Here is a 12,437-nt window from a genome sequence, read left to right on the forward strand (position 1 = left end):
AGGAGGCGGGCATGGCTGACCTGGGCGTGATCCTTGGGGATCTCGCGGCGGAATCGCAGGCCATCGACGACGTGGTGGCGGATCTGCCCGCGTCGGACTGGGCGCGGCAGACCCCGGCCGAAGGCTGGACGATCGCCCATCAGATCGCTCATCTGGCCTGGACGGACAAGAAGGCCCTGATCGCGGCGCGCGGATCCGAGGCCGATTGGCAGGCCGAGATCGAAGGGCTGCTCGCGACGGGGGAGACCTACGTCGACGAAGGCGCGGCCGAGGGCGCGAAGACGCCACCCCGTGCGCTGCTGGCCGAGTGGCGCGCCGGCCGCGCGGAACTCGCCGAAGCGCTCGCCGCGGTGCCCGACGGGCAGAAGATCCCCTGGTACGGACCGCCGATGAGCGCGGCGTCCATGGTGACGGCGCGTTTGATGGAGACCTGGGCGCACGGCCAGGACATCTTCGACGCGCTCGGCGTCGCGCGGGAGAACTCCGCCCGGATCTGGCACATCGCCCGGTTCGGCACCCGCACCCGCGACTTCGCCTACAAGCTCAACTCGCTCGCCCCGCCCACCGAGGAGTTCCGCGTCGAACTGACCGCCCCCGACGGCACCACCTGGGCGTTCGGGCCCGAGGACGCCGGGCAGCGGCTCACCGGAAGCGCCGTCGACTTCTGTCTCGTCATCACCCAGCGCCGTCATCCCGACGACACGGACCTGGTCGCCACCGGCGCCGACGTCGAGGAATGGCTCGGGATCGCGCAGGCCTTCGCCGGGCCTCCCGGCGCGGGACGGCGGCCGGGGCAGTTCGCATGACCGCGCCCATCAGGATCGGCAACGCGTCCGGGTTCTACGGCGACCGGTTCTCCGCGGTCCACGAGATGCTCACCGGCGGCCCGCTCGACGTGCTGACCGGCGACTACCTGGCCGAGTTGACCATGCTCATCCTCGGCCGCGACCGGATGAAGGATCCGAACCGCGGTTACGCCAAGACCTTCCTGCGTCAGATGGAACAGAATCTCGCGCTGGCCAAGGAAAAGAGTGTCAGGATCGTCGCTAACGCCGGTGGGCTCAACCCCGCCGGGCTCGCCGGCGCGCTCCGTGAACTGGCCGCGAAACTCGGCGTCGACGTCGCGATCGCGCACGTCGAGGGTGACGACCTCGTCCAGCGCGCGGAAGAACTCGGCTTCGGCAAGACCCTGACCGCCAACGCGTACCTCGGCGCTTGGGGGATCGCGGAATGCCTGAACGCGGGCGCCGATATCGTGGTGACCGGCCGCGTCACCGACGCGTCGGTGATCGTCGGCCCGGCCGCCGCGCACTTCGGCTGGGCGCGCGACGACTACGACGCGCTGGCCGGCGCGGTCGCTGCCGGGCACGTGATCGAATGCGGCACGCAGGCCACCGGCGGCAACTACGCCTTCTTCACCGAACACGAGATCGGCGTCCCGGGTTTCCCGATCGCCGAGATCTCCGCCGACGGCTCCAGCGTGATCACCAAACACCCCGGCACCGGCGGCGTGGTGAACACCGGAACCGTGACCGCGCAACTGCTCTACGAGATCACCGGCGCCCGCTACGCCGGGCCGGACGTCACGGCGCGGTTCGACACACTGACCCTCACCGAGGACGGCCCGGACCGCGTCCGGATCAGCGGTGTCACCGGTGAGCCGCCGCCCCCGACACTCAAGGTCTGCCTGAACGGGCTCGGCGGCTTCCGCAACGAGACGACGTTCGTCCTCACCGGACTCGACATCGAAGCGAAAGCCGCGCTGGTCAAGGAACAACTCGAAGGCGCGCTCAAGGCAAGGCCGCCGGCGGACGTCCGGTGGACCTTGGCCCGCACCGACCACCCCGACGCCGATACCGAGCAGCAGGCGAGCGCGCTGCTGCACGTCGCGGTGAAGGACGCCGATCCGGAGGTCGCCGGACGCGCGTTCAGCAGTGCGGCGATCGAGCTCGCGCTGGCGAGCTACCCCGGTTTCCACGTCACCGCGCCGCCCGCGGCGGCCTCGCCCTACGGCGTGTACCGGCCCGCTTTCGTCGACGCGCACGAGGTCCCGCACGTCGCCGTCCTGCCGGACGGGACACGCCGCGACATCGCGCCGGCCGCCGAAACACTGCCCCTGTCCGATGTGGACGAACACCGGCTGCCCGCTCCGTTCACGGAGGCGCGGGTCCGCCGCGCGCCGCTGGGCAGGGTGGTCGGTGCTCGCAGCGGCGACAAGGGTGGCAACGCGAACGTCGGCGTCTGGGCACGTTCGGACGAGGCGTGGCGCTGGCTCGCGCACCGGCTCACCGTCACCGAGTTCAAACTGCTGCTCCCGGAGACCGCCGACCTCGAAGTCCGGCGGCATCTCCTGCCGAACCTGTGGGCGGTCAACTTCGTCGTCGAGGGCATCCTCGGCGAGGGCGTCGCGTCGCAGGCGCGGTTCGACCCGCAGGCGAAGGCACTCGGGGAATGGCTGTGCTCCCGCGAGATCGACATCCCGGAGGCCCTCCTGTGACCGACCCCTTCGCCACGCCGGAACGCGTCGAGCTGCGCAAGACCGTACGGCGGTTCGCCGAAGCCGAGATCCTGCCGTACCTCGACGACTGGGAGCGCGAAGGAGAGCTGCCGCGCGACCTGCACCGCAAGGCTGGTGAACTCGGGCTGCTCGGCGTCGGCTTCCCCGAAGAGGTCGGCGGCGGGGGCGGCGATTACCTCGATGCCGTCGTCGTCGCCGAGGAACTGCACTACGCGGGCGGTTCCGGTGGGCTCTTCGCCTCGCTGTTCACCTGTGGCATCGCCGTCCCGCACATCGCGGCGGCCGGGGATCCGGTGCAGATCGAACGCTGGGTCCGGCCGACGCTGGAAGGCGCCAAGATCGGCTCGCTGGCGGTCACCGAACCCGACGGCGGCTCCGACGTCGCCGGGATCCGCACCACGGCGGTGCGCGAGGGCGACGAGTACGTCATCAACGGCGCCAAGACCTTCATCACCTCGGGATGCCGCGCCGACTTCGTGACCACCGTGGTCCGCACCGGTGAAGCCGGCGCCCACGGGATCTCGCTCATCGTGGTCGAACGCGGCACCCCGGGTTTCACCGTCTCCCGCAAGCTGGAGAAGATGGGCTGGCTCTGCTCGGACACCGCCGAGTTGTCCTATGTGGACGTCCGGGTGCCCGCGGAGAATCTGATCGGCGCCGAGAACAGCGGATTCGCCCAGGTCGCGACACAGTTCGTCACCGAGCGGGTCTCGCTGGCAGTGCAGGGCTACGCGCACGCTCAGCGGGCACTCGACCTGACCTTGGACTGGTGCCGCCTGCGCGAGACCTTCGGCCGTCCGCTGATCTCCCGTCAGCTGGTGCAGCACAAGCTCACCGAGATGGCCCGCAAGATCGACGTCGCCCGCGCCTACACCCGGCAGGTCGCCCAGCGGCACGTCGCGGGCGAAGAGGTCATCGCCGAAGCCTGTTTCGCGAAGAACACCGCCGTCGAGACCGCCGAATGGGTGGTCAACGAGGCCGTGCAGCTGCACGGCGGACTCGGCTACATGCGGGAGTCCGAAGTGGAGCGTCACTACCGTGACGTGCGCATCCTCGGCATCGGCGGCGGGACCAACGAGATCCTCACCGGCTTGGCCGCGAAGCGATTGGGATACACCGCATGAGCACGATCAGGTCAGGAGTGGACGCGCGGAGCGAGGAGTTCGCCGCCAACCGCGAGTCCATGCTCGGCAAACTCGCCGAGATCGACGGCGAGCACGCCAAGGCGATCGCGGGCGGCGGCGACAAATACGTCACCCGCCACCGCAAGCGCGGAAAGCTGCTCGCCCGCGAGCGGATCGAACTCCTCCTCGACGAGGATTCCCCGTTCCTGGAACTGTCTCCGCTGGCGGCCTGGGGTTCGGACTACCAGGTCGGCGCCAGCGTGATCACCGGCATCGGCGTCGTCGAAGGCGTCGAGTGCATGATCTCGGCGAGCGACCCGACGGTCAAAGGCGGGGCGAGCAACCCGTGGACGGCCAAGAAGAGCTACCGCGCCGCGGACATCGCCGCGCAGAACCGCCTGCCGGTGATCAACCTCGTCGAGTCCGGCGGCGCGGATCTGCCGACGCAGAAGGAGATCTTCATCCCCGGCGGCCGGATCTTCCGCGACATCACGCGGTCTTCGGCGGCGAAGGTGCCCACGATCGCGCTGGTGTTCGGCAACTCGACCGCGGGCGGCGCGTACCTGCCGGGTATGTCGGACTACGTCGTGATGGTCAAGGAACGCGCGAAGGTGTTCCTCGGCGGTCCGCCGTTGGTCAAGATGGCCACCGGCGAGGAGTCCGACGACGAATCGCTCGGCGGCGCCGAGATGCACGCCCGGACCTCCGGCCTGGCCGACTACCTCGCGGCGGACGAAGAGGACGCGATCCGGCTCGGCCGCAGTATCGTCAAACGGCTCAACTGGACCAAGCAGGGCCCGGCGCCCAAGCCGGACTACGCCGAGCCGCTGTACTCCGCCGAAGACCTGCTCGGCATCGTGCCCACCGACCTCAAGGTGCCGTTCGACCCGCGCGAGGTGATCGCCAGGGTCGCCGACGGTTCGGACTTCGACGAGTTCAAACCGCTGTACGGCAGCAGCCTCGCCACCGGATGGGCGAGCATCCACGGCTACCCGGTCGGCATCCTCGCCAACGCCCAGGGTGTGCTGTTCGGCGAAGAGTCGCAGAAGGCCGCGCAGTTCATCCAGCTGGCCAACCAGATCGACACGCCGCTGGTCTTCCTGCACAACACCACCGGCTACATGGTCGGCAAGGAGTACGAGCAGAGCGGCATCATCAAGCACGGCGCGATGATGATCAACGCCGTGTCGAACTCGAAGGTGCCGCATCTTTCGGTGCTCATGGGCGCCTCCTACGGTGCCGGGCACTACGGGATGTGCGGCCGTGCCTACGATCCCCGGTTCCTTTTCGCCTGGCCGAGTGCGAAATCGGCGGTCATGGGGCCGCAGCAGCTGGCGGGCGTGCTGTCCATCGTGGCCCGTGCCGCCGCCGCGTCGCGGGGACAGGAGTACAACGAGGAGCACGACGCCGCCATGCGCGCCATGGTCGAGGGGCAGATCGAAGCCGAGTCGATGCCGATGTTCCTTTCCGGGATGCTCTACGACGACGGGATCATCGATCCCCGCGACACCCGCACGGTGCTCGGGCTCAGCCTGTCGGTGATCCACAATGGACCAGTGAAGGGCGCCGAGGGCTTCGGCGTCTTCAGGATGTAGGGGCCGAAAGTGATCCAGAAACTCTTGGTCGCCAACCGCGGGGAGATCGCCCGCCGCGTGTTCCGCACCTGCCGCGACGCCGGGATCGGCACGGTCGCGGTGTTCTCCGACGCGGACGCCGACGCGCCGCACACCGCCGAGGCGGATGTCGCCGTCCGCTTGCCGGGCAACGCGCCCGCCGACACGTACCTGCGACCGGAACTGCTGATCAAGGCGGCCGTCGAGACCGGCGCCGACGCGATCCACCCCGGCTACGGGTTCCTGTCCGAGAACGCCGCGTTCGCCCGTGCCGTGATCGACGCCGGACTCACTTGGGTCGGGCCGCCGCCGGAAGCCATCGAGAGCATGGGTTCCAAGGTCGAGTCCAAGCGGATGATGGCCGAGGCCGGTGTGCCGATCCTGTCCGAACTGGACCCGGCCGAGGTCACCGAAGCCGACCTTCCCTTGCTGGTCAAGGCTTCCGCCGGTGGTGGCGGACGCGGTATGCGTGTCGTGCGCTCGCTCGGCGAACTCGCCGAGGCCGTCGAAGTCGCGAGCGCGGAGGCCGCGTCGGCGTTCGGCGACCCGACCGTGTTCTGCGAGCGGTACCTGGAGACCGGCCGTCACATCGAGGTCCAGGTACTCGCCGACACCCACGGAACGGTGTGGACGGTGGGCGAGCGGGAGTGCTCGATCCAGCGTCGTCACCAGAAGGTCGTCGAAGAGGCGCCGTCGCCGTTCGTCGGTGAAGCCATGCGGGAGGCGCTGTTCGACGCCGCGCGCAAGGCCGCGCAGGCGATCGACTACGTCGGTGCCGGCACGGTCGAATTCCTCGCCGGAACGGACGGGCGGTTCTACTTCCTGGAGATGAACACCCGGCTCCAGGTCGAGCATCCGGTCACCGAGGCCACGACCGGACTCGACCTCGTCTCGCTGCAGTTGCGGATCGCGGAGGGCGAGCACCTCCCGATCGACGAGCCGGAGACGCGGGGACATGCGATCGAGGTCCGGCTTTACGCCGAGGACCCGGCCGAGGGCTGGCAGCCGCAGAGCGGCACCCTGCACCGCTTCGAACTGCCTGCCGCGCGACGGGAATTCGAAGTGGGCCCCGGTGTCCGGCTCGACTCCGGCTTCGTCAGCGGCCAGACCGTCGGCGTGCACTACGACCCGATGCTCGCCAAGGTCATCGCCTACGCCGCTGATCGCCGGAGCGCGGCGCGCGCCCTGGCCGGGGCCTTGGCCGGTGCGGAGATCCACGGCGTGGTGACTAACCGCGACCTGCTGGTGAACGTCCTGCGCCACGAGGCTTTCCTGGCCGGCGAGACCGACACGGCGTTCTTCGACCGGCACGGGCTCGAAACCCTGGCCCGGCCACTGGCCACTGTGGACACTGTACGGATTTCCGCGCTGGCCGCGGCCTTGGCCGGTGCGGCCGCGAATCGCTCGGACGCCCGGGTGCAGGGACGATTGCCGAGTGGCTGGCGCAACGTCCGTTCCCAAGGGCAGCGCAAACGTTTTCGCCGGGGCGAAGACGAGATCGAGGTCGTCTACAGCCTCGGCCGTGACGGTCTGCGCGCCGACGGTTTCGAAGGTGTCGAACTGGTTTCCGCCGAGAGCGGCAGCGTGGTGCTGGAAGTCTCCGGGGTGCGGCGGAAGTTCGCCGTCTCCCGGTACGCGGACACGGTGTACGTCGATTCGCCGGAAGGCAGCGTCGAACTGAACGTGGTGCCGAGGTACACCGATCCCGACGCGGCGCTCGCAGCCGGCTCGCTCGTGGCGCCGATGCCGGGCACCGTCGTCCGGCTCGCGGTCGAGGCCGGAGACACCGTCAAGACCGGCGATCCGTTGCTGTGGCTCGAAGCGATGAAGATGGAACACCGGATCGCGGCGCCCGCCGACGGCGTCGTGACCGCACTCCCGGTGGTGGTCGGACAGCAGGTCGAAGTGGGCACGATCCTCGCGGTGGTAGGAGACGACGAATGAACGCGATGAACTTCACCGAGCCCGAGGAGCGCGTCGCGCTGCGGGCCGCGGTCGCCGAACTCGGCAAGAAGTACGGGCACGAGTACTACGCCAAGCAGGCCCGCGCCGGGCTCAAGACCGAGGAACTGTGGGCCGAGGCCGGACGGCTGGGCTACCTCGGTGTGAACCTGCCCGAGGAGTACGGCGGCGGGGGAGCGGGCATCGCGGATCTCGCCGCGGTGCTCGAAGAACTCGCCGCGGCGGGCTGTCCGCTGCTGCTCATGGTCGTCTCGCCGGCGATCTGCGGCACGGTCATCTCGCGCTTCGGCACCGACGAGCAGAAGAAGCGCTGGCTGCCCGGCATCGCCGACGGCAGCAGGCGGATGGTCTTCGCCATCACGGAGCCGGACGCCGGATCGAACTCGCACAAGATCACGACGACCGCGAAACGCGACGGCGGTGATTGGGTCCTCAGTGGACGGAAGGTCTACATCTCCGGCGTCGACGAAGCGGACGCCGTCCTGGTCGTCGGCCGCACGGAGGACGCGAAGACCGGCAAGCTCAAGCCCGCGCTGTTCATCGTCCCGACCGACGCGCCCGGCTTCGAGTACAAGCAGATCGAGATGGACCTGATCGCGCCGGAGAAGCAGTTCGGCCTGTTCCTCGACGACGTCCATCTGCCCGCCGACGCGCTGGTCGGCGAGGAGGACGCGGCGATCGCGCAGTTGTTCGCCGGGCTCAACCCCGAACGCATCATGGGCGCGTCGTTCTCGCTCGGCATCGCGCGCTACGCGCTGGGCAAGGCCGTCGCCTACGCCAACGAGCGCAAGGTGTGGGGCGCGCCGATCGGCACCCACCAGGGCCTCGCGCATCCGCTGGCCGAGATCAAGATCGAGCTGGAACTGGCCAAGCTCATGACGCAGAAGGCGGCGTCGCTCTACGACTCCGGCGACGACTTCGGCGCGGGCGAGTCGGCGAACATGGCGAAGTACGCCGCCGCCGAGGTCGCCATCCGGGCCGTCGACCAGGCCGTGCAGACCCACGGCGGCAACGGTCTCGCCAGCGAATACGGGCTGGGCACGCTGGTCGCGGCCGTGCGGCTGGGCCGGATCGCGCCGGTGAGCCGCGAGATGGTGCTCAACTTCGTCGGCCAGCACAGCCTCGGCCTGCCCCGGTCCTACTGACTCGTGAGTGGCAAGGACGGTTAGAACCGTCCTTGCCACTCACGAGCCCACTACGGAAGGCGAGTTCCATGAGCACGATCCCCAACGTCGTCGGCGAGCGGGAGGAAGACCTGCGGCTCGATTTCCGGGTCGAAGCACGTTTTCCCGCTGAGACCCCATCAGACGCAGTCGAAGCTCGTACTCCAGAGTCAGGGCCATGATCCGCGAACCGCAGCAGGAGCGCAGCCGCACGACCCGCCGGCGGCTGGTCGAGGCCGCCGTCGAGACGATCGGGGAGCTGGGCTGGAACGGGACCACCGTCGCGGTGATCGCCGAACGCGCCGGGGTCTCGCGCGGCGCCGCCCAGCATCACTTCCCGACCAGGGAGGACCTGGTCGCGGCCGCGGTCGAGCACGTCGGCGAGATCCAGATCGTGGAACTGCGCGCCCGCGCGGCGGACCTGCCGTCGGGGCGGTCGCGGATCGAACGGGCCGTCGACATGGTGCTCAACCTCTACAGCGGGCCGCTGTTCCGCGCCGCGCTCCACCTGTGGGTCGCGGCGTCGACCGACGAGTCGCTGCGCGCGACCTTGGTGCCGCTGGAGGCGCGGGTCGGCCGGGAAGCACACCGCGTGACCGTCGAGCTGCTCGGCGTCGACGAGTCCCACCAGGGCGTTCGTGAGCTGGTCCAGGCCACTCTCGATCTTGCCCGCGGCCTGGGCCTGGCGAACCTGCTGACCGACGACACGAAGCGGCGCAAGCAGATCGTCTCCCAGTGGGCGCGGGTCCTGGAGCCCACCTTGGCACTGGCGAAAAGCCAGAAGATCGAACGGAACCTGGATAATCCCGGGAACGTCTGAGATCTTGTTAACACTGATGGAGCAGCGGCCGATAACACGGTGTAAGTGCTGCTGATTCAGGTGGCCGATCGAGAGAGGTCCAGTCCGGTGCCCGGTTCAGAAGTCGAACTGTCCCATCGCGCGATGGCGATGCTGCGAGCGGTCGCGGCGCGCCGTGCCCAGATGTCGTGCAGCTGCGAGCCGGATCTCTTCATCGACGGGTTCGCCTGTTGCGATCAGATGACCGCTCACGCGCTGGCCCACGGCGGGTACATCCGCCCCGCCGAGTCCACCGGTCCCTCCGCGGTCACCGGCCGGGTGCCCGCCGAGCTGACCGAGGCGGGCGAGGCCGCCATCGCGGTCACCGCCGCCGCCTGACCTTTCACCGCATCGTCTGTCCGCAGTGGACGACGACCGTTTACAACCACCTCCCGCGTTCCTAGGATCCACCCCGGGATGAGGCCGTCGCCGTCGAGCGGCGACCGGGTTGGGAGGTGCCGATGGCACGCACGGCTCGCCGCGATGCCGGTGGGGACGCCCTGAGTGAGCTGATGCGGAAAGCCGGCGCGGCACCCCGCCGCCGGGGACCGCGCGGGCCGAAGCACCGGGCTCCGGACGCCGCTGGCGGCAACGGGAGGATCCGGCGGATTTCGGCGCTTTCGGCGGGCGCCGTGGTCGTCGGCGGGCTGCTGGCCGTGCTGTTCATTCCGGCCGACCCGGCCGAGGTCATCCCGGGGATGCCGCTCCCGCCACCGTCGCCGACCATCGCCCCGCAGGCCGTCGAGGTCCCGGACGACGCGGTGTCGTCGCCCGCTCCCTCGGGACCTTCGGGCGGCAGTGTCGCACCCCCGCCGCCGATGACCGCGTCGATGCACGGCTCGGAGACGCCGTCCCCGGCACCCACCCCGGCGCCCGAGGAACGGCCGGATCCGCGCGCCGGTCACCACGACCTCGATCAGTACTACGACTGGTACCACGGCGGCGGTTTTCCCGGCGGCTATCAAGGCGGCGGCCGCCTGCCGCAATGGGGCGGATAGCGCCGATCGGGTGATCGGCGTCGTCGCTCGCCGTCGAACAAGAATTACAATTCAGCCCGGATTTCGTCCTTTCGTGTCTGGCGTCATTTTTCCTGTGTCCCGGCTTCGGCCGGGTACCTACGATGGTTCGCACTCTCCATTCCGCACGGAGTATGGCTGGGGGCTGAACAGGAAAAATGAGTGTGGACGGACATTCTCCCGCGGTGCAGCTCGCCCGGAGAATGCTGATCAACCGCGAGACGGGGAATCCGTCCCGCCCGCAGCCGGTGACGCTGCTGCTCGGACCGGTCGGTTCGGGGAAGACCACGGCGCTGGAAGCGATCCGCCGTGACCTGGGCTGGGGTGTCGTGCACGCCGGATTCGATTTCGGGCAAGGCGGCAGGGCGGGCACGATCGACGTGCTCACAAAACTGGCTTACTCGTTGTCGAGTAAATGGCGAAATCGACCGAAACCGCAGTTCGTTCGTTTCACGATTGCGCTGATCGCAGTTCAGGCGGAGCTTTCCGGACGAAATCGCGATGAAGACCTGGGGCAACTGAAGTCGCTGATCAACAGTTTCCACGGAATCATCTGGACACCGGCGCTGGACAAAGCGCTCGGCACGCTGACCGAGACGGCGAAGGCGATCGGTCTCGTCGAACCCCCGTATGCGGATCTGTTCCGCCAGACGTTCCCGCATCTGGTCCGGAACATCCGGCCGAGGCTCGGCAAGGCGCTGCGGTCGCTGGCGGACTTCCCCAACGCCGAGGGGAGATCCCCGTTCGACGCGCTGCTCGAACTCAACCGGCTCGCGCACGGCAGCGCCCGTGACGCCAAGGCGGTCAACGAGTGGCTGATGGCGGCGTTCCTCGGCGACGTCCGCGAGAACCATCCGCGGCTGGCCAAGCCGGAGGAGAAGAGCCCCTGCACCTGCGACATCTCGCAGCAGCGCAGGCACTGGCACAACTGGGTGGTGGTGCTCGACGACGTCGACCACGCCGGCGGGACCGAATTCCTCGCCGACCTGATCGCCGCGCGGGAACGGTACGCCGTCCAGCATCCGAACGACCGGGAGGCTCACGACGCGCTGCTGGTCATCGCCACCAGCGGGCGGTGGCACGACGACTGGGGCACCGCCTGGCTGGCGCCGTGGAAGCCCGCGTCCGGCGCCCCGCCCGCCGTCCGGCCGATGGCGGACTGTGAGGAGGCCTCATACGACGACTGGGCGAACCCGGCCAACGGCGCGCTCGAATCGCCCTACTATCCCGTCCGGATCGCGCCCCAGTCGATCGGGCGGATCGCGCGCATCCTCGATTCCGGTGCGCGGACCCCGAAGGTCACGCTCGCGCACCGGGCGACCGGTGGGCTGCCGTCGGCGGTCGAGCAGCTCACGGGGCGGTTGCGGGCGAGCGACGCGCGCGAAGGCGACCGCGATCTGCTCACCACCGACCCCCGTGGCGAGCAGGACCCCTGCTACCGCAGGCTGACCGAGCTCGCCTTGACCGAGCACCTCGACGACGTCCATGTCGACGACTTCGTGACCGCGGCCCCGTTCGCGACCGCGCCCTGGCTGATCCCGGACGCCGCGCAGAGCCGGATCGACCAGCCGCACGTCGGGCGGATCCTGACCGAGCTGCGCACCTCGTTGTGGGTGACGGCGAGGAACTCGCCCGGTTCGACGGACGACCAAGCGGCCCTGCATCCGTGGATCGCCGCGAACCTGGTGTCCGCGCTGGCCCGGCGCGGTGACGGGGACGGGCCGACCTACACCGACCAGTTCAAGGCCCTGCGCGACGACCCGGACACCGCACAGGATCCCGTGCGCCTGGCCTACTGCAACCTCGCGCTGGGCGACATCGGCGAAGTCGTCACCTTCTTCGAGCGCGAGTTCAACCGGATCCCGCACGCGGAGTGGATCGCGAAGCTCGAGCTGGTGCTGAACGCGCCGGACGATCTGCCACCCGAGCGGGATCACGCGGAGCTGTACGAAGAACTCGTCAACCTGGACAACGCGCGGTGCCCGGCCGACCGGTCCGAGATCCGGAACAACGTCGCCCGGCTCATCGCCGCGGGCTGGCTGACCGCCAACCCCTTCGCGGTCCGCGGGCAGGCCCAGCATCAGGTGATCGCGAACGCCTTCGCCGCGCTGGCCACCACCTCGCATCAGCCCGACGTCGGCGCGCTCGTGTCGGCCAAGGAAGCCGCCCGTCGCGGCGAATTCCCCTGACCCTGAACGGAACC

Annotated in this window: 10 protein-coding genes; all 10 read left to right on the forward strand. The window is 69.4% G+C overall.

The features are described 5' to 3' along the window. The first annotated feature begins 11 nt into the window (after positions 1 to 11). The 10 genes from H074_RS09155 (at position 12) to H074_RS09200 (ending at position 12,423) form a co-directional block, all read left to right on the forward strand. Positions 12 to 806 (forward strand): TIGR03084 family metal-binding protein, encoded by a 795-nt coding sequence (locus H074_RS09155; RefSeq protein ID WP_007029745.1) that lies wholly within the window; start codon positions 12 to 14, stop codon positions 804 to 806. After that, positions 803 to 2,497, forward strand: a complete 1,695-nt coding sequence (locus tag H074_RS09160) for an acyclic terpene utilization AtuA family protein (RefSeq protein ID WP_007029746.1) — start codon at positions 803 to 805, stop codon at positions 2,495 to 2,497. Before H074_RS09155 ends, H074_RS09160 begins: the two co-directional genes overlap by 4 nt. Continuing rightward, positions 2,494 to 3,642, forward strand: a complete 1,149-nt coding sequence (locus H074_RS09165) for an acyl-CoA dehydrogenase family protein (RefSeq protein ID WP_007029747.1) — start codon at positions 2,494 to 2,496, stop codon at positions 3,640 to 3,642. The genes H074_RS09160 and H074_RS09165 overlap by 4 nt, the downstream gene beginning before the upstream one ends. Further along, positions 3,639 to 5,237, forward strand: coding sequence for an acyl-CoA carboxylase subunit beta (locus tag H074_RS09170; RefSeq protein WP_007029748.1), 1,599 nt, complete (start codon positions 3,639 to 3,641; stop codon positions 5,235 to 5,237). Before H074_RS09165 ends, H074_RS09170 begins: the two co-directional genes overlap by 4 nt. A 9-nt stretch (positions 5,238 to 5,246) precedes the next feature. Beyond that, entirely contained in the window at positions 5,247 to 7,199 is a 1,953-nt protein-coding gene (locus H074_RS09175; protein WP_007029749.1) for an ATP-binding protein, read from the forward strand. Beyond that, complete coding sequence (locus H074_RS09180) at positions 7,196 to 8,362, forward strand: acyl-CoA dehydrogenase family protein (protein WP_083920394.1); 1,167 nt, start codon at positions 7,196 to 7,198, stop codon at positions 8,360 to 8,362. The genes H074_RS09175 and H074_RS09180 overlap by 4 nt, the downstream gene beginning before the upstream one ends. Before the next feature lie 196 nt (positions 8,363 to 8,558). Then, entirely contained in the window at positions 8,559 to 9,200 is a 642-nt protein-coding gene (locus tag H074_RS09185; RefSeq protein ID WP_007029751.1) for a TetR/AcrR family transcriptional regulator, read from the forward strand. Between the two features lie 87 nt (positions 9,201 to 9,287). Continuing rightward, positions 9,288 to 9,557, forward strand: coding sequence for a hypothetical protein (locus H074_RS09190; protein ID WP_007029752.1), 270 nt, complete (start codon positions 9,288 to 9,290; stop codon positions 9,555 to 9,557). A gap of 122 nt (positions 9,558 to 9,679) precedes the next feature. Continuing rightward, positions 9,680 to 10,216 (forward strand): hypothetical protein, encoded by a 537-nt coding sequence (locus H074_RS09195; RefSeq protein ID WP_007029753.1) that lies wholly within the window; start codon positions 9,680 to 9,682, stop codon positions 10,214 to 10,216. A 176-nt stretch (positions 10,217 to 10,392) separates the two neighbouring features. After that, a complete protein-coding gene (locus H074_RS09200; protein WP_235096710.1) occupies positions 10,393 to 12,423 on the forward strand; it encodes a hypothetical protein in 2,031 nt (676 codons plus the stop codon). Positions 12,424 to 12,437: the final 14 nt, after the last annotated feature.

This window comes from Amycolatopsis decaplanina DSM 44594, from assembly GCF_000342005.1.
Lineage (GTDB): Bacteria > Actinomycetota > Actinomycetes > Mycobacteriales > Pseudonocardiaceae > Amycolatopsis > Amycolatopsis decaplanina.

Excerpts from the sequence above, each read along its gene's own strand:
- H074_RS09170 (WP_007029748.1), top strand. The coding sequence starts at position 3,639 with ATGAGCACGATCAGGTCAGGAGTGGACGCGCGGAGCGAGGAGTTCGCC.
- H074_RS09185 (WP_007029751.1), top strand. The coding sequence starts at position 8,559 with ATGATCCGCGAACCGCAGCAGGAGCGCAGCCGCACGACCCGCCGGCGG.
- H074_RS09155 (WP_007029745.1), top strand. The coding sequence starts at position 12 with ATGGCTGACCTGGGCGTGATCCTTGGGGATCTCGCGGCGGAATCGCAG.
- H074_RS09160 (WP_007029746.1), top strand. The coding sequence starts at position 803 with ATGACCGCGCCCATCAGGATCGGCAACGCGTCCGGGTTCTACGGCGAC.
- H074_RS09180 (WP_083920394.1), top strand. The coding sequence starts at position 7,196 with ATGAACGCGATGAACTTCACCGAGCCCGAGGAGCGCGTCGCGCTGCGG.
- H074_RS09200 (WP_235096710.1), top strand. The coding sequence starts at position 10,393 with ATGAGTGTGGACGGACATTCTCCCGCGGTGCAGCTCGCCCGGAGAATG.
- H074_RS09195 (WP_007029753.1), top strand. The coding sequence starts at position 9,680 with ATGGCACGCACGGCTCGCCGCGATGCCGGTGGGGACGCCCTGAGTGAG.